This is a genomic window from Saccharopolyspora sp. MMCC62, assembly GCF_057736575.1.
This window is the reverse complement of the sequence record NZ_JBYKCM010000004.1, coordinates 697587-720810: the sequence shown is the minus strand read 5'-3', so window position 1 is coordinate 720810 and position 23224 is coordinate 697587. Positions and strand designations below refer to the sequence as shown.

Genomic DNA, 23224 nt, shown 5'->3' with positions numbered 1-23224 from the left:
ACCCGATCAGGCTGCTCGTCGTCGACGACCAGGCCGCCGTGCGCGACGCGATGGCCGTGATGCTCGGCCTCGCCCCGAACCCGGCCGGGTGAGCCCACCACCCTCTCCTGTCGGCGGCGAAGCCGCTGAGCAGCGACCACGCACGCAGCCGGACCACCCGCGGGTTCTCAGCTGCTTCCTCGCGAGGACAGCGTTGTCGCATGTGGCGGAGCCACCTGCGAAAACGATCCCGCAGCGAGGAAGCAGCTGAGGTTCCGCCACCCACCCCCATGGCAAGACGAGCCGAGAAGAACCAGAGATCAAGTCAGCGGCGGAGGAGCCAGCCGGTGAGTGCCCCCAGCCCGAACACCGCCGCCGAAGCCTTGGCCCCCGCACCGATCACCCGCACCTGCGGCCGGATCACCGCGGGCGGCGGCGGTTCCGGCAGCGCCCGGTGCTCGTTGTCGGCGGACGACGCGGTCCACGCCGTGACGAACAGGATGAACCGCGAGGTCAGGTACGCGAACACCAGCAACCCGAGGATCGGCCCGAACGCGGCCGCCGCGGGCGATCCGGTGACGCTGCCGAGGTAGACGACTCCGACCTGCTTGAGCACTTCGAATCCGATGGCGGCGAACAACCCGCCCCACACCGCGCTGCGCAGCGACACGGGCAGCCGCGGCAACCGCGCCAGCACCCAGATGAACACCAGCCAGCCCGCGGCCAGGGACAGCGCGATCGCCAGCACCGACAGCCCGATCCGCGCGGGCCACGTGTTCCCGATGCCGAGCGCGGCGAACAGCGCCCGGCCGACGCCGCCGCCGAGCGCGCTGAGCCCGAACGACACCGCCATCGCCAGCCCCAGCCCGATCAGCGACACCAGGTCGGAGGCGAGCCGCTTGAGCATCGGCGGGGCTTCGTGCTCCTGGCTCCACTGCGCGGTCAGCGCCTCGCGCAGGTTCGTCATCCAGCCCAGACCGGAGTAGAGGGCGACGAGCAGCCCGATGATCCCGACGGTGCCCGCCTGCTCGATCGCCTGCCCGACGACCTGGTTGAGCATGCCGCTCATCTCCCGGTTCGGGACGGCTTCGGTGATCGACAGCCGCAGCTGGTCCAGCAGGTCCGGGTTGCCCGCGAGCACGAATCCGGCCACCGCGAAGGAGATCATCAGCAGCGGCACCAGGGCCAGCACGCTGAAGTAGGTGATCGCCGCGGCGTAGTAGTCGCCGTACTGGCTCTGGTAGCGCGCCGCGGCGCGGATCAGCCGGTCGAGCCACGGGTGCTCCCGGCGCAGCCGCTCCAGCAGACCGGGCTGTTCACCGGTCGTGGCGGCGCGCGCGGGTTGGCTGCGATCGGTCACGGGTCACCTCCAGGCCCGTCCGGGACGGAGGGGTTGCCCCGAACGGGCCTGAGGTTACCGCCGAATGATCTCGTCAGCGCAAGATCGACGCGCCGTCAGCCGACCGACGGCGGGAGGAAGCCGACGCGCTCGTAGGTGGTCCGCAGCGTGTCGGCGGCGACCTCGCGGGCGTGCTCGGCGCCGCGGCGCAGCACCTTGTCCAGTTCCGCGGGGTCGGCGAGGTAGCCGTGCACCTTCTCCTGGAAGGGGACGGCGAACTCGACGAACGCCTCGCCGACGGCCTTCTTCAGGTCGCCGTAGCCGCGGCCGTCGAACTCGGCGACGAGCTCGTCGATGCCGCTGCCGGTCAGCGCGGAGTGGATGGCGAGCAGGTTGCTCACGCCCGCCTTGTGCTCCGGGTCGTAGCGGATCTCGCGCTCGTTGTCGGTGACGGCGGAGCGGATCTTCTTGGCGGAGCGCTTCGGATCTTCCAGCAGGTCGACGACGCCGCTCGGCTGGGACTTGCTCATCTTCGCCGTCGGGTCCTGCAGGTCCTGGATCTTGGCGGCTTCCTTCGGGATGTGCGCGGAGGGCACGGTGAAGGTGTCGCCGTAGCGGGAGTTGAACCGCTGGGCGAGGTTGCGGGTGAGTTCGAGGTGCTGGCGCTGGTCCTCGCCGACCGGGACCTGGTTCGCCTGGTACAGCAGGATGTCCGCGGCCTGCAGCACGGGGTAGGTGAACAGCCCGACGCTGATGTGGTCGGAGTCCTGGCGCGCGGACTTGTCCTTGAACTGGGTCATGCGGCCGGCTTCGCCGAATCCGGCGAGGCATTCCAGGACCCAGCTCAGCTGGGCGTGCTCGGGGACGTGGCTCTGCACGAACAGGGTGGACGCGTCGGGGTCGATGCCGAGCGCGAGCAGCTGCGCGGCGGAGGTCCGGGTGCGCTTGCGCAGCAGTTCCGGGTCCTGTTCGACGGTGATCGCGTGCAGGTCGACGACGCAGTAGAACGCGTCGTGGTCGTGCTGCATCCGCACCCAGGACCGCAGGGCGCCCAGGTAGTTGCCGAGGTGGAAGGAGTCGGCGGTGGGCTGGATGCCCGACAGGACGCGGGGTCCGCGCCCGGGTGCCGAGCCTGCTGCGGAGGTGTGCGGGTTCTCGTCGCTGCTCACCCGTCGATTCTCGCAAGGTCCGCGCGGGCGGGGGGATCGGGTGGCGCTTCCCGGTGGTGGCCGGGGCGCCGCGCCGGGCGTGCGGTCAGCCCTTGCGCTGGTTCTCCGGCTGGATCTCGATCTTCTTGCGGCGGAGGACGCCGGCGAGCATGCCGACGATGCCGAAACCGATGGCGGCGATGCCGACCGGGGTGGCCGCGCCCACGAAGGGGGCGCCCTGCGCGAGGACCTGGCCGCTGCCCGCGGCCTGCGCCGTGGCGGTGCCCAGGACTGCGACGGCCAGGAGCGGCGCCAGTACCAATACCCGCGTGGTCACGCGGGCAAATCGGCTACGCACGAGCGTTGCCTCCCTTGACGGTTAACCCGTACGGGTACAGATCTCGTTCAACCCGGTTGCGGACCGTACCGATCGTGTGTGAACACCACGATCGCGTTGCGTAAACCGGCCACGACGCAAAGATCCTATTTTCCCGCCGAACCGCGGCGGCACCGGGTACCCGAAGTGCGCGTTATCACTGCTGGAGGCGGGTGCACGCCCCGCTCGCGCACGACACACCGAATTCACCGAGCCGAGCGGTGACAAGCGCCATAACTCGGCCGAGTGGCAAGTCCGGCAACACGTCGACCCGTTCGGCCCTAGCAAGCGACCCCGAAACGGGTGACCCGCGAAAGCGGGAGGCGGCGGCCGTCCGGTTCCCCTGCCGGATTGCTCCTTTTCGCCCTGTCGAAGTCCGCTGATCGGGCGGATCATCCGACGATCAGTCACTGATCGCTCGGTACGAATGTGCCGTGGGAGGACACGTGTCACCACAACGATCGACTCCGCGCCCGCGCGGAAACCGCCTGCGCCTCGCGGGTTCCGCGCTGGCGCTGGGCCTGCTGGTCCCGGCCGTCGCCGCCGTCCCGACCGGGCTCGACCCCGCGGCCACCGCCGCCGACGCCGCGCCCGCCCACTTCGTGGTGCTGGGCCCCACCGGCGACGGGCTGCGCGGGACCGAGGACTCGGTGCGCGCCGTCGGCGGTTCCGTCGTGCAGAGCTGGCCGCAGATCGGCGTCCTGCTCGCCACCTCCCCCGACCCCGGGTTCGCGGCCGCCGTGCGCGCGCAGCCCGCGGTCGACCAGGCGGGAGCCAGCCGGAACCTGGCGGAGCAGCTCCCGCCCGCGCCGCCCAGCACCCGGTTGGAACGGCTGGAGGGCACCGCCGCGCAGCGGCCCGCCACCGCCGCCGACCGGGAACCGCTGGAAGCCGACCAGTGGGACCTGCCGCTGATCGGGGCCGACCGGGCGCACGCGATCTCCACCGGCAGCCCGGACGTCACCGTCGGCGTGCTCGACTACGGCATCGACCCGGAACACCCCGACCTGAAGCCGAACCTGGACCTGTCGAAGTCGGTGAGCTGCGCGCAGGACGGCATCCCGGACACCGCGGTCGAGGCCTGGGCCCCGGCCGACGACACCCAGGCGCACGGCACGCACGTGGCGGGCACCATCGCCGCCGCCCGCAACGGGGTCGGCGTGGCGGGCGTCGCCCCGGACACGAACCTCGCCTCGGTGCGGGTGATCGACGACGACGGGTTCATCTACCCCGAGTACGCGGTGTGCGGATTCCTGTGGGCCGCCGAGCACGACATCGACGTCACGAACAACTCGTACTTCGTGGACCCCTGGTACCTGTGGTGCGAAGGCGATCCCGACCAGCGCGCGGGCGCCGAAGCGGTGCGCCGGGCCGTGGCCTACGCGGCCGGGCACGACGTGGTGACGGTGGCCGCGGCGGGCAACAGCGGCTGGGACCTGTCGCAGCCGATCCACGACACGGACAGCCCGAACAACGGCGGGCCGCAGCAGGACCGGTGGGCCGGGCACGACTGCGCGGCGCTGCCCGGTGAGCTGCCGGGCGTGGTCGCGGTGTCCTCGGTGGGGTCGGACGCGGTGAAGTCGTACTTCTCCAACTACGGCCTCGGTTCGGTCGCGGTGACCGCGCCGGGCGGGGATGCGCGGCAGATCCCGCAGACGCCGTCGGCGAACGGCCGCATCCTCTCCAGCGTGCCCGGCGGCGGCTGGGGCTGGATGCAGGGCACCTCGATGGCCGCGCCGCACGCGGCGGGCGTGGTGGCGCTGCTGCGCGCCACCCACCCGGAGTGGAGCGCGCCGCAGGTCACCGGCGCGCTGTCCGGCCAGGCCGACGCGCTGCCGTGCCCGGAGGCCTACGACCCGGACGGCGACGGGAAACCGGACGCGGTGTGCGCGGGCGGGGCGACCGGCGCCGGGTTCTACGGCGCGGGGTTGATCGACGCGCTGGACGCGGTCGGCTGAGCGGTTCCGGGCGCGCTCCGGACGGGGCGCGCCCGGGCTCGGCTCACTCCCCCGGCCGGACCCAGCCGCGGCGCTCGCCCTCGTCGATCAGCTCCTGCGCCACCGTCCACAGCGGAGCGGAGGCCGCACCGATCACGGCCTTGCGGGCGCGCACGGTGTCCGCGGTGACGCCCGGGGTCCCCCAGGTGCCGCCGCGCGCCAGCCAGTTCAGCAGCAGCGGCTGCACCCGGTCCACGGCCTTCGCGAAGCGCGCCTCCGGTGAGCTGCGGGACTCGAACTCGTCCCACAGGCCGCGGAAGCGCACCGCCTGGTCGGCGGGCAGCAGGCCGAACAACCGGTCGGCGGCGGCCTCCTCCCGTTCCTGCTGGCTCTCCCGGCCCGCGTCGTCGTAGAGCGGCGTGTCCCCGGCGTAGATCTCGACGAGGTCGTGCAGCACGACGAGTTCGACGGTGCGCCCGACGTCGATCGGTTCGTCGGAGTGCTCGGCCAGCACCGACACCATCAGCGCCAGGTGCCAGGAGTGCTCGGCGTCGTTCTCCCTGCGGTCCGCCGCGGCCAGCGGGGACTGGCGCAGCACGGTCTTGAGCTTGTCCACTTCGGCGAGGAACACCAGCTGCTCCCGCAACCGCCCGCCGATGGCGTCGGGCAGCGGGGTGCGCTCGGCGATCAGGTCTTCGTCGTCCACGCCCCGATCATGCCCTCGATCGCCGCCCGGGTGAACGGCTCGGACGGCCCCCTTCGGCCGGGCGGGCCGGTCGCGGGGTCAGCCCCAGGTGCGGAAGCGGTAGTGCAGGCCGGTGGTCGACTCCTGCCAGTCGGTCGTGCGGTCCGGCGGGCGGCCCACGTCGGGGGCGACGGTGTCGCCGTCGAAGGGCTCCCGGATCTCGGTGACCACGATCCGGTCCGCGAGCGGCAGCGCCGCCCGGTACACCGCGGCACCGCCGATCACCCACACGTCCCCGTCGGCCGCGGCCAGCGCGGCGGACAGGTCGGTGAAGGTCTCCGCGCCGTCCTGCGGGGTGCGCGAGAGCACCAGGTTGCGCCTGCCCGGCAACGGCCGGAACCGCGGCGGCAACGACTCCCAGGTGCGCCGGCCCATCAGCACGGTCGCGCCCGCGGTCGTGGTGCGGAAGTGCTTCAGGTCCTCCGGCAGGTGCCAGGGCATGGTGCCGTCGCGGCCGATGACGCCGGTCGTCGACTGGGCCCAGATCAAGCCGATCATGCCGATCAGACCGCCACCGGCGCCTTGATGCCCGGGTGCGGGTCGTAGCCGTCGACCGAGATGTGCTCGTAGGTGTAGTCGAACAGGCTCTCCGCCGGCTTCAGGTCCAGCCGCGGGAACGGCCGGGCGTCCCGCGCGAGCTGGGTGCGGACCTGTTCCTCGTGGTTGTCGTAGATGTGGCAGTCCCCGCCGGTCCACACGAAGTCGCCGACGCCGAGCCCGACCTGCTCGGCGATCATGTGCGTCAGCAGCGCGTAGCTGGCGATGTTGAACGGCACGCCGAGGAAGAGGTCCGCGCTGCGCTGGTACAGCTGGCAGGACAGCCGCCCGTCGGCGACGTAGAACTGGAAGAACGCGTGGCACGGCGGCAGCGCCATTCGCGAGAGCTCGGCGACGTTCCACGCGGACACGATGATCCGCCGGGAGTCGGGGTTCTCGCGCAGCGTGCGCAGCACCTCGGAGATCTGGTCGACGTGGCCGCCGTCCGGCGTCGGCCAGGACCGCCACTGCACGCCGTAGATCGGGCCGAGGTCGCCGTCGGGGGCCGCCCACTCGTCCCAGATCTTCACGCCGCGCTCCTGCAACCAGGTGGCGTTCGGGTCGCCGCGCAGGAACCACAGCAGTTCGTAGGCGACCGAGCGGAAGTGCACCTTCTTCGTGGTGATCAGCGGGAAGCCGTCGGAGAGCCGGTAGCGCAGCTGGTGCCCGAAGATCGACCGGGTGCCGGTGCCGGTGCGGTCCGCCTTGCGGGTGCCGTCGTCGAGCACGTGGCGGAGCAGGTCTTCGTACTGCGTGTCAGGCATGCCGTCGAGCGTAGACGAGCAGCTCCCGATCACCGCGGCGCCCGAACGCCCGCGGTCCGGGGCGGCGGCGGTGTCGACGGCCGAGCACGGCGCGGGCGAGCGGGGCCGGTCCCGCTCGCCCGGAAGCCGACGACGGGGCGCCGTGCGCGCGATCAGCGGTCGTAGGTGACGGTGACCGGGGCGTGGTCGCTCCAGCGCTTGTCGTACGACGGCGCCTTCTCGACCACGGCGGAGGTGGCCAGCTCCGCGAGTCCCGGCGTGGCGACCTGGTAGTCGATGCGCCAGCCGGAGTCGTTGTCGAAGGCCTTCCCGCGGTAGGACCACCACGAGTACGGGCCGGGCCCTTCGGGATTGCGCGCGCGGAACACGTCGACGTAGCCGAGTTCGTCGAAGACGCGGCTGAGCCATTCCCGTTCCTCCGGCAGGAATCCCGCGGATTTCCGGTTCGCCTTCCAGTTCTTCAGGTCGTCCTCGCGGTGCGCGATGTTCCAATCGCCGCACACCAGCACTTCGCGCCCCTCCTCGCGCGCGCGGTCGCGCAGCGAATCGAGGTGCGGCAGGAATTCCGCCATGAACCGCTCCTTCTCGTCCTGGCGTTCCGTGCCGACCTCACCGCTGGGCAGGTAGAGGCTGGCGATGACGAGTCCGGGCAGTTCGATCTCCGCGTAGCGCCCGCTGTCGTCGAATTCGGTGCTGCCGAATCCGATCCGGGACGCGGTGGGCTCCACCCGCGAGTACAGCGCGACCCCGCTGCGGCCCTTGGCGGCGGCGGGCGCGAGCAGCGGGAACCAGCCGTCCGGTTCGAGGACGGCCGCGGGCAGCTGCTCCGGTTCGGCGCGGGTCTCCTGCATGCAGACCACGTCGGCGCCGGTTCCGGACAGCCACTCGACGAATCCCTTTTTCGCGGCGGCGCGCAATCCGTTGACGTTGACGGTCGAGACGGTGAACACGCGGCGAGCCTATCGATCCGCACCGACGATCGGGCATTGCGTGCGACGCGGTCGGGCGCCGATACTGTTCCGGCTGGGGTGACTGGGGATTCACCGGGGATGTTGATCATGTGCGTTCGACCTGCTGGAACGGTTCACAACCTTCGCGGGCGGCGCGGTGAGATGGGCTAGACTGCCATGCCGGGTAACGGTGCGTACCGCTGGTACGACTATCTGTCGATGGAAACGACCGTGCGTGATTCGGGAGGTCTGGACGTGACCACGGATGGTGCCGCGAGTGGCGGCCCCACCGCGCGTCGCCTGGTTCTGGGGAGCCAGTTGCGCCGGTTGCGCGAGGCCAGCGGCATCTCCCGCGACGACGCGGGGTACGAGATCCGCGGTTCCGGGTCCAAGATCAGCCGTCTCGAACTCGGCCGGGTCGGGTTCAAGGAACGCGACGTCGCCGACCTGCTGACCCTCTACGGGGTGTCGGACGAGGGCGAGCGGAGCTCCTTCCTCGACCTGGTCCGCCAGTCCAACCAGCCCGGCTGGTGGCACCGCTACAACGACCTCGTCCCGTCCTGGTTCCAGGACTACGTGGGACTCGAGGAGTCGGCGTCCCGCATCCAGACCTACGAGATCCAGTTCGTGCCCGGCCTGCTGCAGACCGAGAACTACGCGCGCGCCATCTCCAGCCAGGGGCGGCCGGAAGCCGTCGAGGAAGAGGTGGAGCGCCGGGTGCGGCTGCGGATGCACCGCCAGCGCCTGTTCACCCAGCCGAACGCCCCGCGGTTGTGGGCGGTGATCGACGAATCCGTGCTGCACCGGCCGATCGGCGGCGTCGACGTGTTGCGCGAGCAGATCGACCACCTGCTGGAAGTGATCAAGCTGCCGACGATCTCGCTGCAGGTGCTGCCGTTCGACCTCGGCCGCTCCGGGGCGGAGGGCGCGTTCACGATCCTGCGGTTCGCCGAGCAGGAGATCCCGGACATCGTCTACCTGGAGCACCTCTCCGGCGCGCTGTACCTGGACAAGCCGGAGGACGTGGAGCTCTACAGCAAGGTCAGCCACCGGCTCGCGGTCGACGCGCAGACGCCGGAGGCCACGCGCAAGACCTTGCAGGCCGCGCGCAAGGCGCTCGGCGACGCCGGTTGACCGCGCAGCCCCTCTGTTTCGTGAGTTAGCTCACAGTTTTTCGAGATCCGTGACGCGGGCTCCCGCGATGCTCGATCCTGCACGAAGCCATATGCAGGATTAATCTGCGATTGTGCCCGCAACAGCTCGACGCTCCGTGATCACCGGTGGCCCCTGCGTCACCTACCCGGACGTCCGTGCGGCTGCACGTGCATTCATCATTCCAACGTTCAGTGATACGGTCCTTGCACGATCAGATGCACGTGCATCTGATCGTTGCAAGCAACTCGGGGAAGGCTGGGAACTTCGATGCCGGAGATCCGAAACGGAATGATCGCGGGACAGCTACCCGAAGCGTCCTGGAGAAAGAGCGCGCACAGCGGCTCGGTGGGCAACTGCGTGGAGCTGGCCTCCCTGCTGGACGGTGACATCGCGGTCCGCAACTCCCGCTACCCGGACGGGCCCGCGCTCATCTACACCCGGGCGGAGATCGCGGCCTTCCTGTCCGGTGCCAAGGACGGCGAGTTCGACGACCTGATCGTCTGACCCCCGGCCCGCCCCCCGCAATCGACCAGCGCTCGCGCAGAACCCTCGGTGGCGTCATGAACGACATAACGGACGGCTTGCAGGCACTCATCGCCCGCGACTTCCACTTCGCGCACCCCCGCGACGCGAACGGCACCCTCATCGCCGTCGTCGGCATCCGGGTGCACCACGGCGTGATCGACATCGTGCAGCTCTACGGGGAGGACGAAGCCGACGCCGCCCGCATCCCGGGCGACGAGCCGGACGTCCTGTTCCCGAAGACCGTGCTGTGGCGCACCACCGGTTCCGCGGACGAAGTGGTCGAAGCGGCGCTGGCGCTGGCGGACCCCGACGAGGACCGCGCCGCCGCGAAAGGCTGCTGGGTACCCACCCGCGCGGGGCGTTCCACCTGGTTGGCCGCCTCCGCCTGACCCGGCCCGGCCAGGCGGCTGACGATCCACGGCCGCGGCAGTCCGCCCCACCCCGGCGGACCGCCGCGGCCGTTCGCGCATCCGGCGCCGGATCGACCGGCCCCGGCAGAACCGGCGCCGACCTGCCGAAACCGAACGCACGGCACCGGAAACGCACCGCGCCGAGCAACCCCGCGGCTCCCGGCACGTCCCACGGGACGAGGGACGCGCGCCCGATCTCGGCCTCCCGCAGGAGCGACCCCGGCCGATGGGCCGATCCGCCCACCTCGGCGGTCGGCGACGGTGGACGAGCAGGCCGGCCGGTACCGGGCGCCCACGACGAGGAGGAGGACCCCGTGTCCGCGACATGCCCGATGAGCAACGGCGCGATGATCGCCGACGGGATCAGCAAGGAATTCGGGACGGCTCGTCGACCGGTGCTGCACGACGTCACCCTGCGGGTCACCCCCGGGCGCTGCACCGCCGTGGTCGGACCCACCGGCTCCGGCAAGAGCGTGCTGCTGCGCTGCCTGGCCGGGCTGGAACGCCCCACCCGCGGGTCGGTGCGGATCGCGGGCACCGAGCTCACCGCGCTCGACGAAGGCGCCCGCACCGAGTTCCGCCGCACCCGGATCGGCGTCGTCTACCCGCAGGCGAACCTGCTGCCCCAGCTCGACGTGGCCGACAACCTGCTGCTGCCGCTGGACACCGCGGGCAGGCGCGCGGACCCGGAGCTGCTGCAGCGCGCGCTGGACGTGCTGGACGTGCGGGCGCTGCTGGAACGCGCCACCCCGTCGCTGACCCGTGCGGAGGAACTGCGCGTGGCGCTGGCCCGCACCGTGCTGCAGCAGGCCGACCTGCTGCTCGTGGACGAGCCGACCGCCGCGCTCGACGCCATCACCGGCAGGCACCACCTGCGGCTGCTGCGCCAGTGCAGCGCCGAGTTCGGGCTGCCCCTGGTGCTGTTCTCCGCCGACCCGTCCGTCGCCGGCTACGCCGACCGCGTCGTCGTCCTGCAGGACGGGCGCGTCGTGCAGGAGCGGGAGCGCCCCGCGGACTGCGGCTGCGAGTCCGCCGCGGCCGAGCACATCGCCTGATCCCGCGCGTCGCGCGGCCACGCCCGCGGCGGGTTCCGAGTGACCGGCGACACCGAGCGCGCCGGATGCGATCATGGTGCGCACGCGGTCGGCGCGCGACGACCGCCCTGCCCCACCGAACCCCGCGCACGGCGTCCCGGCCGCGGCCGCACCACGGGTGATCCCTCCCGATCCCCGGCGAGTGCCGAGCGGCGGGTCCTTCGAGCGCGCCCGACGAGAGCAGGTCGATGTCAGAACCGGAAGTCGAACCCGTCCGGGTCCGCGATCTGATCGTCCGGCCGCAGGGCTCGACGGTGCTGATCCTGCACTCCTCCGGCGGCGATGAGACCGAGCAGCGCGTGTTCGGCGCCGTGCCCGTCGCGGCGGGCGACGGCCTCGTGCTGGCCGCGGCCGAAGCCGTGCGCGCCGGCGGGTTCCGCGCCGCGCTGCGCCACGCCAGCAGGATGGCGGTCACCGCCGCGGCCCGCGCCAAGACCACCGGCTCCGATGCGCCGCGGCTGTGGCTGGCGATCTCCGGAGCGGGCCGGCTCGACGGCCGCGGCCGGTCCACCGCGCAGAAGCTGGCCCGCGAGTTCTCCGTCGAGGTGTACGCCCCGGACGGCCCGGTCACCTTCGTCGCGGGCGGCTCGATCTTCACCGGCGCCGACCACCACGGCTGGATCCGGTTCCCCGCGGGCGGCGGCGCAGGTGAGCTGCACAGCGCGCGCTACCCGCAGCCGCCGTGGGAGGCGCTGCTGCCCCGCGGCGCGGTGCACGACGGCGGGCTGCACGCCGAACCGGTCCCGGCGGGGCTGGCTGCCTCGGCGACCGCGGAGACCACCGCCGACGAGGTGTGGCACGCCGTCGCGGTGTCCGCGGAGCACCCGCGCATCGTGCTCGGCGGGCCGCGCGGACCGTCCATCGCGCCGCACCAGGTCGCGGCGCTGCTGCGGCGCTTCCCGCGCACGGTGCGGGACCGCATCCAGCTGGTGCCCGCGCACCCGGACCCCGCCTCCCCGCAGTGGCTCGGCAAGCTCGCCGCGCTCCTCGGGCACGACGTGGTGGCCGCCACCGGGCTGATCCGGCACGGCGTGCACGCCGAGTTCACCCTCGTCCCCGACCAGCGGGGCGGGCCGAGCTGGCTGCCGCTCGCGGCGCTGCTGCGGTACTCCCCCGACGGGCGGGTGGAACCGGTGCTGGCCGGGGCGCCGCCGCGCGGCTGGCTGCCCGCCGGGCCGCTGGTGTTCCGCTGGAGCGGGATGACCGATCCGCAGCCCACCCCGCACGAAGTGATCGCGAAGGTGGTGCCCGCGGGCATCGCGCTGCTGCCCGCGCCGCGCGCGGGCGTCCCCGGCGCCGCCGACCGGCTCTCGTTCGAACCGGACCGGCTGACCGTCGTGCTGGGCTGGCCGTGCACCCCGCTGCCGGAGGGGATGCCTGCGGCGCTGAACCGGCTGCTGTCCGGGCTGGACGCCGAGCAGCGGGCGCGGGTGCGGTTGCTGGTGCAGGGCATCGCGCCGGAGCCGATGCGCGAGCAGCTGCGCGGCGCGGCCGGGCCGCTGGCCGACCGGCTGCGGTTCCCGGCGGTGCTGCCCGCGGCGGCGGGGCTGGGTGATCCGGTGGCCGAGCCGGGCGATCCGGTGGCCGAGCCGGGTGATCCGGTGGCAGGTCCGGGCGATCCGGTCGCGGGTCCGGGCGATCCGGTGGCCGGGACGGGTGTCTCCACGGCAGCGCCGGGTGATCCGGCCGAGCCGGGTGCTCCGGTGTCGGCTCCGGCGGGCGAACCCGTCGTGGCACCCCGGTCCTCGGACGGACCGGCCGCGGCGCAGGGCTCGTCCGGTACCGGGACCGGTGCGGACGTGCCGGACGCGTCCGCAGCACCCGCCGGGCCTCCCGCCGACTCCGCCGAGCCCACCGGCTCGGGGACCACCGCTGCCGAAGCGCTGGGAACCCCGGCCGAGCCGTCGCCCGGAAAGGCCGGGCCCGAACCGGGCACTTCGGACGGTCCCGGTACCTCGGACGAGTCCCCGGGACCGGTGACGTCCTTGGCCACCAGGAAGATTCCGCTCACCGGCCTGCTCCCCGCCGACGCCGGGTTCCCGGTCGCGGTGCGCGCCGACACCGCGCAGGACGTCCCCCGGATGTCCGCCGAGGTGTCGATGACGCAGCTCGCCACCCCGTCCGCGCTGCCCAAGCGCCAGCCGGGCGCCTCTCCCCTGTCCCTGCGGTCGCGGGAGCGCAAGGCGCGGCTGTCCGCGGCCGCCGCGAAGCGGGCCGAGCAGCCCGAGCCGGTCCGGGTCACCCAGCTCGCCACGATCAGCGCGGCGCAGGTGCACCCGCCGGAACCGGACCCGGCGAACGTCCCCGTCGCCCCTGCGGACCGCACCACGCGGCTGTCGGTGGCCGCGCTGCGGTTGCCGCCGCGTCGCGCCGCGTCCGGGGAGCGCTCGGCGCTGGTGCCGGTGCCCGCGCTGCCGCAGTTCCTCGCCGAACGGCGCAGCAGCGAGCAGCAGCGCACCGCGTTCGCCCAGCGGGCGGGCACCGACTTCGAGAGCGGGCTGGCGGCGGTGCGCGCCGCGCTGGCCACCTCCGGCGAGGAGGTGCAACCGGAACCCGAAGCGGACCTGGTGGCCGCCCGGCTGTACCTGGGCGCCGGGGCGTTCGGCGCCGTGTCGGTGAACCGCGCGCTGCGCGGCGCGGGGCGGGACGAGTTCGGCGACCACGCGGTGTGCCTGATGTCCGGGCTGCGCCGGTTGCCGGTGCACGGCGGGCCGGTGTACCGGCTGCTGGAGCTGGACGTGCTGGACGTGTACGAGCCGGGGATGCCGGTGTCCGAGGCGGGTTTCCTCAGCGCCAGCACCGAACCGGTGCACGCCGCGGACCACGCGCAGGTGATGCTCTGGTCGCAGGACGCGCGCCGCACCGCGCCGCTGGGCGACACCACCGGGGAAGTCGTGTTCCCGGCCGGGGCCCGGTTCGCGGTGCTCGACGTGGACCGCGCGGCGGACGGGCCGGTGGTGCTGCTGCGCGAGCTCGGGCGGGCCGAGGAGCCCGGGGAAGCCCCGGATTCGGACGCCGAGCACCTGGAGCTGATGCGGCTGGCCCGCAAGCACCAGCGGGCCCAGCCCCGCACCCCCGCCGGGGATGCGCTGGCCCGGTTGGCCGAGCCGGTGGGCTTCGTCCCGGACGAGGTGCCGGAGCCCGCGGAGCACTAGCGGTCCACAACCGAGGGAAAACCTCCGACAACACCGGGGCGCCCGCCGCCGCAGCCCGGAGATCATCGCGGGCACCCCGGTGAACAGCGGGAACACGTTCGGGAACGGTCCGATGCCCGGGGGTGGGGACCGCTGCGGTGGGTCACCGGGGACGGTCGCCGACCGGTTCCGCGACGCCTGTTCGGTGTTAGTGTTCAACTGCAGTGCACACTTGGCGCAACCGCGGCCGGACTCACCGCGAACCGCTCGCCCGGTCCGAACGGCGCCGGAGACCCCGGAACCGCCGATCACCGCGCGGACGCGACGGATGCGCGGACGGCTCGTGGACCTCCGGGCGCGGAGAACGAGAGCGAAATCCATGTCTGACCTCGACGAATCCGGGACCGCACGGGTTCGCGACCTGGTCGTGCGAGCGCACGGCTCGACCGTGCTCGTCGTGCGCCGATCGGCTGCGGACGAGGAGAGCGCGGCGCTGGCGGGCACCGTGCCGGTCGGCCGCGGCGAAGGCCTCGTCCTCGTCTCCCCCGCCTCGGTGCAGGCCGGTGGTTTCCGCACCGCGCTGCGCAAGGCCTGCCGAGCCGCGGTGGCCGCCGCGGAGCTGACCCGGAACCCGGCCGAGCAGGCCCGGTTGTGGGTGGCGGTGCCGTCCTTCGGCGAGCGCGGCCGCGGCCGCCCGCAGGCGCAGAAGCTCGCCCGCGAGCTGGGCGCCGAGGTGCACGCCCCGAGCGGCCCGGTCCGGATCGTCGCGGGCGGCTGCGTGTACGCCGGGGACGAGGACCACCGGTGGATCCGGTTCACCGCGGACGGCCCCGGCGAGGCCCACGGCACCCGCTTCCCCCGCCCGGACTGGGAGGACCGGTTGCCGCGCGGCGCGGGCTACGACGGGACGCTGCACCTGCGCCCGGTGCCCGCGGGTCTCGCCGCCGCGCCGGACGGCGCGGAGCAGCTGCTGGAACCGGCCCGCTGGATTCCGATCGCGTCCGCCCGCCCGCGGCTGGTGGTCGGCGGCCGCGGTCTGCTGCCGCACCAGGTGGCGGCGCTGCTGCGGCGGTTCCCGGACGCGGTGCGGCTGCGGATGCAACTGGTGCCGCTGGACCAGTGGACCGCGTCCGGCGGGTGGCTCGCGGAGCTGTCCCGGACGCTGGGGCACGAGGTGGTGGCCACGATCGGCCCGCTGCAGCAGCTGGGCGGGCTGGAGGCCGCGCACCTGGTCGACGCGATCGGCGCGCCGACCTGGCGCCCGTTCGTGGCCGCGATGCGGTACGGCCCGGACGGCCGGATCGCCGCGGTGCAGGCGAACCTGGCACCGCGCGGCTGGGTGCCCGGCGCGCCGCTGCTGTACCGCTGGAGCGGTTCGCCGGAGGTGCAGCCGACGCCGCACGAGCTCATCGCGAAGGTGGTGCCTGCCGGGCTGGCCCTGGTGCCCGCGAGCAAGGTGGCGTCCGCGACCTCCGCGGACCGGCTGGCGTTCGAGGTGGACCGGTTGACGATCACGGTCGGCGTGCCGTGCACCCCGATGCCGGAGGGCGCGGCGCTCGCGTTGAACCGGGTGCTGAGCGGGCTGGACCGGGAGCAGCTGGCACGGGTGCGGATCCTGGTGCTCGGCGTCGCGGACCGGGCGGCGCGATCGGCGCTGTTGCAGGCGGCCGGGGAGCTGCGCGGCCGGGTCGCGTTCCCGAAGGTGCTCTCGGCGCCGCTGCGCGACGAGGAGCACGCGACGGTGCGGGTGCACCGCCAGGCCGCGGCGCCGGCGCCTGCCGCGGCGGAGACCGAGCGGACGCAGCGGGTGGAGCGCACCCAGGTGGTCCGGGCCGCGGACGTGGCGGCGGCCGCGGGTGCACCGGACGCCGTCCGCACGAGCGGTGCCCCCGCACCGGTCGCGGCGACGGCCGAGCCGGTCGCCGAGCAGACCACCGTCGTGCGCGCGGCCGACGTGGCGGCGGCCGCATCCACTCCCGCAGCCGAAGAGACCACGGTCGTACGCGCGGCGGACGTGGCAGCGGCCGCATCCGCACCCGTCGCCGAAGAGACCACCGTCGTGCGTGCCGCCGATGTGGCGGCAGCCGCATCCACTCCCGCAGCCGAAGAGACCACCGTCGTGCGCGCCGCGGACGTGGCAGCGGCCGCGGCAGCACCCGCGGAATCTCCCGCGGCACCAGCGGAATCCGCGACGGCGAACGCCGAGCCCACCGAGTCCGAAACCGCCCCGGCGACGGGGAACCCGACGGCCGCGGCACCGCCCGCGACGGCCGCCCCGCACATCACGATGTCCGGCGGCCCGGCCCCCGCCGCGGCGGCCGAAACGGTCCGGGTGGACGTCTCCACGCTCCGCGCGGCCATGGCGGCCGAAGCCGAGCCCGGACCGGCCGCGGCGGAACACGAGTCCACCGATCCCGGCGAATCCACCGCCCGAGCCAGCTGATCAGGAAGACCGCGCGCCCCACCGACGGCGGCACCGCCGAGCCGAGTCCTCCGCGCCGCCGTCGACGCGCGGCGCCCCTCGCCCGTCAGCGGCGGAGCCCCTGCGCAACGACCACCAGCGCAACCGCCGACACCGCAGCGGGTTCTCAGCCGTTCCCTCGCGAGGACGGCGTTTTCGCCTGTGGCGGAGCCACCGGTGGAATCGATCCCGCAGCGAGGAAGCCGCTGAGGTCCCGCCACCCGACCACTACACGACAGAAGCAGCGAAGCAGGCCGGGACTCAGACCAACGACGTGTCCAAGTCCTCCGCCTTGAGGATGGTGAGGTCGTCGGCGACCGCCGACACGTCCACCGCGAGCCGCGACGCCTGCCGGTCGGTCATGGCTTCGAACACGCGGCGCGCGGTGCGGCCGTTGCCGAAGGTGCCGTCCTTCGGGATGGCCTCGAAGTACTCGAGCAGCACGGTCACGGCGTCGTCGTCGAGCTTGTAGTCGTGCTTGCGGCACTGCGATTCGACGATGGTCACGAGTTCGTCCGGCGAGTAGTTCGCGAATTCGATGGTGCGGCTGAACCGGGATTCCATGCCGGGGTTGGCGCTGAGGAAGTCGCGCATCTCGTTGGAGTACCCGGCGGCGATGACCACGACGTCGTCGCGGTGGTCCTCCATCAGCTTCACCAGGGTATCGATGGCTTCGCGGCCGAAGTCGGGTCCGCTGCCGCCGCGACCGGAGCTGAGCGTGTAGGCCTCGTCGATGAACAGCACGCCACCGAGCGCGGTGTTGAACGCTTCGGTGGTCTTGATCGCGGTGCCACCGATGATCTGGGCGACGAGGTCGGCGCGCGCCACTTCGATGAGGTGGCCGGAGCGCAGCACGCCGAGTTCGGCGAGGACCTGGCCGTAGAGCCGGGCGACGGTGGTCTTGCCGGTGCCGGGAGCGCCGGCGAAGACGAGGTGGCGGGCCATCGGCGGCGCGGACAGCCCGGCGTCGACGCGGCGCTGCGCCATCTTGTTCAGGTTGACCAGCGAGGTCACTTCGCGCTTCACGCCGTCGAGGCCGACGAGCCGGTTGAGCTCGCCGAGCGGGTCGGAGCCGCTGGGCGCGCGGTCCCGCGCGGGCTGCGCCTGCTGGTCGGCGGGCTGCTGGTCGCCGGTGGCCGCCGCGGAGCTGCCGTAGGCGTCCTGGGCGCCGTTGCCACCGCTGATCAGGTTCTCGACGGTGATCTTCGCGCTGGGCTTGACCTGCCGGACGCCGCTGCCGCGGTTGTCGCGGACGGTGCAGCCGGACAGCTGCACGGTCTCCTCGGTCTCGAGGTGCACGCCGTCGGAGGCGCCGCCGGTGAACTCGGAGTCGGTGACGGAGCCGGAGGCGCCGTCGGCGAAGTGGCAGCCGACCTTCCCGCTGCCGTGCACCCGGCACTTGGTCAGGGTGAGGTCCGCGCCCGGGCCCGCGTGCACGCCGTACCCGGTGGATTCGGTGATGTCGCAGTTGGCCAGGGACAGCGCGGCGCCCTTCACCTCGACGCCGGAGCCGCCCGCGCGGCGGATGCTGAGGCCGCTGACGGCGGGCCGCGCCTCGCCGGTGACCTCGACGCCGGAGCCGCCGGTCTGGTCGATCTCGATGTTCTCCAGCCGCCCGCGGGCCCCGGTGTCCACCGCGATGGCGGCGCCGTCGCTGCCGACGACGCGGAGCCTGCGGAAGAACGGGTCCGAGCCGTCGTCGACGCGGATGCCGCCGCTGCAGGCGGAGACGTCGGTCTGGTCGAACTCGGGGACGCTGCGCTCGGTCACGCCGATGCCGATTCCGTCCACATCGGACACCTCGCAGCGGCTGATCTCGCCGGAGGCCCGGCCGGCGAAGTGCAGGCCGCGACCGCGGGCGCCCTGGACGCGGCAGCCGCGCATGATCGGCGCGCAGGACTCGGCGACGTAGATGCCCTCGGCTCCGGCGCGCTCGACCCGGCATTCCTCCAGCTGCACGGATTCGGAGCTGGCGAGGTAGAAGCCGATTCCCTTGCTGTCCACCACGTTCAGCCGGGTCGCGGTGAGCTGCGCGTGCTGCTCGACGGCGATGGCGGGCTTCGAGGTGCCCGCGACGGTGGTGTCCTCGACGGTGATCCGGCCGCGGCCGTTGAGGCAGATGCCGTTGCCCGCGGCCTCGCGCACGGCGCAGGCGCGGACGGTCAGCCCGCCGCCGTCGGCGACTACGACCGCGGAGGTGCCGAGCTCGAGCAGTTCGCAGGAGTCCAGCACGCCGCCCTGCGCGGAGGTGACCACGACGCCCGCGCCGACCTGGTTGCGCACCTTGCACTCGCGCATCAGCACGCTGCCGGTGTCCCTGGCGTAGATGGCGGCCCAGCCGCTGCCGCGGACCTCGCACTCGGTGAGGGTGAGCTGACCGGCGGTGGCGAGCACGGCCGGGTTCTCCCCGTCGATGGCGTCGATGGTGACGCCGGACAGCGCGGCGGAATCGGCGGCCAGCGCGACCGCGACCCCCTTGTGCGCCACGATCCGAACGGTCCCGGGACCGTCCTCAGCGGTGATGGTGATGGCCTTGGTCAGCACCAGGTTCTCGGTGTAGCGCCCGGGACCCACCACGATCACCGCACCCTCGGACGCGCTGTCCACGGCGTCTCCGATGCTCCGGTGCCCCTGGCCGGTGCCCTGGGTGACCATGATGACGTTCTGGCTCACGTTCCCGGTTCCTCCGTACTCACCGTGCGTGCGACCGACGCGTCCCCCGCCGAGAAGCGGCTCCTGGCCACTCCTGCGACGTGGCGGCGCCCGAGGCGATCAGGATCGCGAAGCGCTGCGGGCGCGTCCGCGATGACCGCGCGCCGGGTGGACCGGCGGTACCGCGGCCCGCTGCGGCGATCCGATTCAGTCATAACCGCCGACCGGTCGCCACGGCGGCTCGGGAGCCGGTGGGCCGCTGTTCCTGGGGACATCCTTCATGGGTGATCGCGGTGGGCGACACCCTGGTCACACGCTATCCGATCTCGGTTCGCAGCGATCCGCGGGCGGCCTCGTCCTCATCCGCGGCGAGGTGCGCGCGGAGGGCGTCCGCCGACAGCCGCATCGACGCGGGCGAGTTCGGGTTCAGCAGCAGGTCGACGCCGCTCTCCGGCAGCGCTCCGGCGATCTCGGCGGCGTGCGTGCCGCGCCAGTCGGCGGCGTCGACGCGGTCCCGGTGCACCGGAGCGGTGACCACGAGCACCGAGGCCACGCCGTCCGGGGAGCGGTCGAGGACGGCGACGCCGTCCTCGTCGAGCGCGATCTCCAGCGCGGTGTCCACCAGCACCGACAGCAGCGCTTCCGCGCCGTAGTCGTCGCGGACCATGATGCGCAGCACCGCGTCCACCGGGTCGCTGGGCGATTCCTCGCTCAGCGGCTGGTAAGCCGGGTTGGCCTGGAAGCGGCCCCAGGAACCGTCGATCCACATCGGCCAGCCGCCGAGCAGCACTTCGCGGGGCGGTTCGGCGCCCTCTTCCGGGGGCACCCACGCCGGGTCGGTGAGCATCATCCAGTCGGTCGGCGTGGTCTCCCGGTCCGGCACCGCCGGCGCGCCTGCCGTGAGGTCCTGCTCCGGGGTCGGCTCGCTCATCGGGACTCCTCGGCGGGATCGATCGGCCAGGCCAGCAGCCGCAACTGCTCCCCGGCGGCGGTGGGCAGGCCGGCGCGCGCGGAGGCGCGCTGCTCGGCGGACGGTTCCCGCGCGGAGCGCACGAATCCGGCCACCAGGCGCAGCGAACCGGGACTGCCCGGGTTGAACAGCACGTCGGTGCCCTCCGGGAGCAGGTCGGCGAGGCCGTCCACCCCGGTCCGCCACCAGGAACCGATCTGCTCCGAGGCCAACCGGTAGTGCGGCGAGGTCGCCACCAGCAGGCACGGCACGTCGTCGGGCGAGCGCACCACGAGCGGACCACCGCCGGGCCCGATCGCGACCTCCAGCTCGCTGTCGTGCAGCAGCAGCCGCAGCTGGTCCGGTTCGGCGCGGCGCGCGGTGAGCATCCGGAACAGCCCGTCGAGCGGGTCGGCGGGCGCGTCGGGATCGGTGGGCGCGTAGTCCGGGTTGGGGCGGAACCGGCCCAGCCCGCCGTCATCGGCCGTCGGCCACAGGCCCATGATCGCTTCGACGGGGGGCTCGGTCTCCGCGGCCGACGGCGCCCAGCCCGGGTCCATCAGCAGGTAGAAGCGGGACTCACCCGTGTCCGGCATGCCGCGATCTCCTCACTCCCCGCCGGGGATGCGCTGTGCGGGGTTGATCAGGATTCGAAGAGGTGCCGCAGCGCGCGGTGGGTGCTCACCGCGTCGAGCCGCTCGGGCAGCCCGCTCGCGCGGCGGATGTGCTCCAGGAAGTGCTCGTCGGGCGCGAGCCCGTGCTCCTCCAGGTAGTAGGTGACCGCGTCCGGCCACAGCCAGACGCCGTCGCCCCGGTAGCTGGTGGGCACGACCTGGCCGCGGTCCGGGTCGACCACGTCGTCCATCGCGGCACCGGTGCTCAGCAGCAGCTCGCCCGCGCGCAGGTAGGCCAGCGCCTCCTCGCGGTCGTCGGCTTCGAGCACCGGGTGGTCGCGGTCGAACTCGGGGCCGCGGTCCGGGTCGACGCGGTCGAAGACCCGCGCGATGCGCAGCTCCACCGGTTCGTCCCTGGCCCAGGTCAGGGTGCCGCGGCCGCGGGCGGCGCGCTGGTAGGCGGGCGCGTCCTGCTCCCCCACCACCTCGATCCGCGGCACGTCGGGGTGGTCGGCGAGCGCGCGGTGCAGTTCGCCGCTGAGCCGCGGCAGATCGGCCTCCGCGGCGGCGGTGACCACGTGCACCGGCAGCGGGGAGCCCTCGCCGCGCGACGGGCGGCGCCAGGCGGTCCAGAGGCCGAGCGCGGCCGGGTTCCGGGACAGCACCGCGGTGAGCGCGGCGGTCACCTCGGCGGTCCGCTCCGGGGCTTCGTCGGCGTCGAACAGCCACACCGAGGGCGGGGTCTCGTCGGCGATGGGGATGCCGGTGAACACGGCGGAGGCGGCGTCGTCGACGAGTTCGCTGAGCAGCCCGGCCTGGGCGATGGTCACCGAGACCTTGTCCGCCGCGAGCACCTCGCACACCGAGCCCGCGACCCGGCCGACGACTCCGGTGGACAGCACTTCCCGCATCGACGCGAGGAAGTCGTCCGGCACCCGTCCCGCCAAGTGCAGCAACAGGTCGTGCATTCGATCGGCAGTGGACACCGGGCGCACCTCTCTCTCCTGCGGAAGATGGTCCCACGGCCGCGCGCGGACCCCGGTCTTACCCCGATCGGAGGTTCCGGTGCGCGGCCAAACCCTCACGAACCGGCCGTTCCCGGCTCGGCGGATCCGGCAGTTCCAGCGGGTCCGGCAGGCCCGGCGCGTCCGGCAGGCCCGGCGGGCCCGGCGGCTCCAGCGGGCCCAGCCGGTCCAGCGGCTCCGGCGGGCTCGGCGGGTTCGGACTGCTCGTCGGCGAGCGCGTGGCGGAGCTCGTCGGCGCCGAGCCGCACCGAGGCCTCCCCGCCCGGGTTGAACAGCACGTCCACGCCCGCCACGGGCAGCAGCGCGACGAGCCGCTCCACCTCCATCTCCTGCCAGGACTCGACGGTGAGCCGGTGCGCGTGCGCCAGCGAGGTCAGCACCAGCACCGAGGGCACCCCGTCGGGGGCGCGGGTGACGATCGCCGAACCGTCCTCGTCCAGCGCGAGGCACACCAGCGCGCCGGGCAGCGAGGCGACGAACTCGTCGGCGGTGGCCTCCCCGCGGGCGGCGAGGCGCAGCCGCGCGTCCAGCGGGTCGGTCGGCAGGTCCGGGCTCGACGGCCGGTAGGCGTGGTTCGGGGCGAACCGCTCGGCGATGCCGCCGTCGTCGACGTACCAGGCGCCGACGATCGCCTCTTCCGGAACCGGGTCGTCGGGGTGTGCCGGCTCGTAGTTCGGGTCGATGAGCATCGCCCAGTGCTCGCCGGTGTCCTCCCGCGCGGCCTCGGCGCTGTCGGTGTCCGCCACGGCGGGGTCCTCTCGGTTCGTGGTCACGGTCGGCTCGCCCTGCTCCGGGCCGGTCCGGTCACGGCCGGGCGAACGGGGCCGGCGCGGTCGGCGCGGGCTCGGCGAGGACGTCCTTCAGCGCGGCGGCGACCACCCGCATCGACGCCGGGGCGCCCGGGTTCAGCAGCACGTCCACGCCCTCGGCGGGCAGCGAGGCGGCCAGGTCGGCGGCGCTGATCTCCTGCCAGCTCGGCACGTCCAGCGGCCGCGCGTGCACCGGGGACGTCGCCACCAGCACCGAGGGCACCCCGTCCGGGGCGGGCGCCACGATCGCGGCGCCGCGCCCGTCGAGGGCGATGCCGAACATCGCGTCCCGCATCGTCTCGATCGCGGCGCGTTCCGGCTGCTCCCCGCGCACCACCAGCTGCACGGCGGCGTCGACCGGGTCGGTCGGCGAGTCCTCGCGGGACGGCAGGTAGCCGGGGTTCGGCTGGAACGGTCCGACGGAACCGCCGTCCGCCAGCACCCAGGCGCCGACCACGGCCTCCGGCGGGGCGGGCTCGTCGTCGGATTCGGGCTGCCAGGCCGGGTCGACCAGCAGCACCCACTGGCGGTCCTCGCCGTCCGGCGGGGTCTCGTCTCGCATCAGGAGTCCTTCGATCGGGGTCGCCCCGCGACCCACCTTATCCGTGCCGTTGCGCGCCC

The 23224-nt window shown here is 73.6% G+C and carries 20 protein-coding genes; 7 read left to right on the top strand and 13 right to left on the bottom strand.

Translation table 11 applies throughout. The features are described 5' to 3' along the window. Window positions 1-304: 304 nt before the first annotated feature. From yhjD to AC29IT_RS13375, 3 genes are all read right to left on the bottom strand, one after another. Window positions 305-1339, bottom strand: coding sequence for an inner membrane protein YhjD (gene yhjD / locus AC29IT_RS13385; protein ID WP_358439269.1), 1035 nt, complete (start codon window positions 1337-1339; stop codon window positions 305-307). Window positions 1340-1434: 95 nt separating this feature from the next. Next, window positions 1435-2487 (bottom strand): tryptophan--tRNA ligase, encoded by a 1053-nt coding sequence (gene trpS, locus AC29IT_RS13380; protein ID WP_358439272.1) that lies wholly within the window; start codon window positions 2485-2487, stop codon window positions 1435-1437. Window positions 2488-2572: 85 nt separating this feature from the next. Further along, window positions 2573-2803: a hypothetical protein gene (locus tag AC29IT_RS13375; protein ID WP_358439275.1), complete on the bottom strand. Its 231-nt coding sequence runs from the start codon at window positions 2801-2803 to the stop codon at window positions 2573-2575. Window positions 2804-3288: 485 nt separating this feature from the next. On the opposite strand from AC29IT_RS13375, the gene AC29IT_RS13370 reads away from it, so the two are divergent. Then, complete coding sequence (locus AC29IT_RS13370; protein ID WP_358439278.1) at window positions 3289-4800, top strand: S8 family peptidase; 1512 nt, start codon at window positions 3289-3291, stop codon at window positions 4798-4800. 43 nt (window positions 4801-4843) lie between these two features. On the opposite strand, the gene AC29IT_RS13365 is transcribed toward AC29IT_RS13370, so the two are convergent. The 4 genes from AC29IT_RS13365 to AC29IT_RS13350 all read right to left on the bottom strand — a co-directional run bounded on the left by AC29IT_RS13365 (window position 4844) and on the right by AC29IT_RS13350 (window position 7775). After that, complete coding sequence (locus tag AC29IT_RS13365; protein WP_358439281.1) at window positions 4844-5485, bottom strand: HD domain-containing protein; 642 nt, start codon at window positions 5483-5485, stop codon at window positions 4844-4846. A gap of 78 nt (window positions 5486-5563) precedes the next feature. Continuing rightward, a complete protein-coding gene (locus tag AC29IT_RS13360; protein ID WP_488218872.1) occupies window positions 5564-6022 on the bottom strand; it encodes a dihydrofolate reductase in 459 nt (152 codons plus the stop codon). 5 nt (window positions 6023-6027) lie between these two features. Next, window positions 6028-6825 (bottom strand): thymidylate synthase, encoded by a 798-nt coding sequence (locus tag AC29IT_RS13355; protein WP_358439287.1) that lies wholly within the window; start codon window positions 6823-6825, stop codon window positions 6028-6030. A gap of 152 nt (window positions 6826-6977) precedes the next feature. Next, window positions 6978-7775, bottom strand: coding sequence for an exodeoxyribonuclease III (locus AC29IT_RS13350; protein ID WP_358439289.1), 798 nt, complete (start codon window positions 7773-7775; stop codon window positions 6978-6980). A gap of 219 nt (window positions 7776-7994) precedes the next feature. On the opposite strand from AC29IT_RS13350, the gene AC29IT_RS13345 reads away from it, so the two are divergent. The 6 genes from AC29IT_RS13345 (at window position 7995) to AC29IT_RS13320 (ending at window position 16536) form a co-directional block, all read left to right on the top strand. Further along, entirely contained in the window at window positions 7995-8909 is a 915-nt protein-coding gene (locus tag AC29IT_RS13345) for a helix-turn-helix domain-containing protein (RefSeq protein WP_488218871.1), read from the top strand. 288 nt (window positions 8910-9197) lie between these two features. Beyond that, window positions 9198-9434: a DUF397 domain-containing protein gene (locus tag AC29IT_RS13340; RefSeq protein WP_358435594.1), complete on the top strand. Its 237-nt coding sequence runs from the start codon at window positions 9198-9200 to the stop codon at window positions 9432-9434. A gap of 56 nt (window positions 9435-9490) precedes the next feature. Further along, entirely contained in the window at window positions 9491-9844 is a 354-nt protein-coding gene (locus AC29IT_RS13335) for a hypothetical protein (protein ID WP_358435592.1), read from the top strand. A gap of 335 nt (window positions 9845-10179) precedes the next feature. Beyond that, on the top strand, window positions 10180-10920 hold the full coding sequence (locus tag AC29IT_RS13330; protein WP_358435589.1) for an ABC transporter ATP-binding protein: 741 nt from the start codon (window positions 10180-10182) through the stop codon (window positions 10918-10920). Between the two features lie 227 nt (window positions 10921-11147). Then, window positions 11148-14114, top strand: coding sequence for a hypothetical protein (locus AC29IT_RS13325; protein ID WP_488218870.1), 2967 nt, complete (start codon window positions 11148-11150; stop codon window positions 14112-14114). 358 nt (window positions 14115-14472) lie between these two features. Further along, window positions 14473-16536 carry a hypothetical protein gene (locus tag AC29IT_RS13320; protein WP_488218869.1) on the top strand — a complete coding sequence of 688 codons (2064 nt, stop codon included), beginning with the start codon at window positions 14473-14475 and terminating at the stop codon, window positions 16534-16536. 279 nt (window positions 16537-16815) lie between these two features. Here the strand turns inward: AC29IT_RS13320 and AC29IT_RS13315 are convergent, their stop codons facing one another. The 6 genes from AC29IT_RS13315 to AC29IT_RS13290 all read right to left on the bottom strand — a co-directional run bounded on the left by AC29IT_RS13315 (window position 16816) and on the right by AC29IT_RS13290 (window position 23165). After that, window positions 16816-19227: a right-handed parallel beta-helix repeat-containing protein gene (locus tag AC29IT_RS13315; RefSeq protein WP_358435582.1), complete on the bottom strand. Its 2412-nt coding sequence runs from the start codon at window positions 19225-19227 to the stop codon at window positions 16816-16818. Between the two features lie 295 nt (window positions 19228-19522). Beyond that, window positions 19523-20137, bottom strand: a complete 615-nt coding sequence (locus tag AC29IT_RS13310) for a type VII secretion system-associated protein (protein WP_358435579.1) — start codon at window positions 20135-20137, stop codon at window positions 19523-19525. After that, window positions 20134-20751 carry a type VII secretion system-associated protein gene (locus tag AC29IT_RS13305; protein WP_488218868.1) on the bottom strand — a complete coding sequence of 206 codons (618 nt, stop codon included), beginning with the start codon at window positions 20749-20751 and terminating at the stop codon, window positions 20134-20136. Before AC29IT_RS13305 ends, AC29IT_RS13310 begins: the two co-directional genes overlap by 4 nt. 47 nt (window positions 20752-20798) lie before the next feature. Further along, window positions 20799-21755 (bottom strand): hypothetical protein, encoded by a 957-nt coding sequence (locus AC29IT_RS13300; RefSeq protein ID WP_358435575.1) that lies wholly within the window; start codon window positions 21753-21755, stop codon window positions 20799-20801. Window positions 21756-21850: 95 nt separating this feature from the next. After that, window positions 21851-22567, bottom strand: a complete 717-nt coding sequence (locus AC29IT_RS13295) for a type VII secretion system-associated protein (RefSeq protein ID WP_488218867.1) — start codon at window positions 22565-22567, stop codon at window positions 21851-21853. A gap of 31 nt (window positions 22568-22598) precedes the next feature. Beyond that, window positions 22599-23165, bottom strand: a complete 567-nt coding sequence (locus AC29IT_RS13290; RefSeq protein ID WP_358435570.1) for a type VII secretion system-associated protein — start codon at window positions 23163-23165, stop codon at window positions 22599-22601. Window positions 23166-23224: the final 59 nt, after the last annotated feature.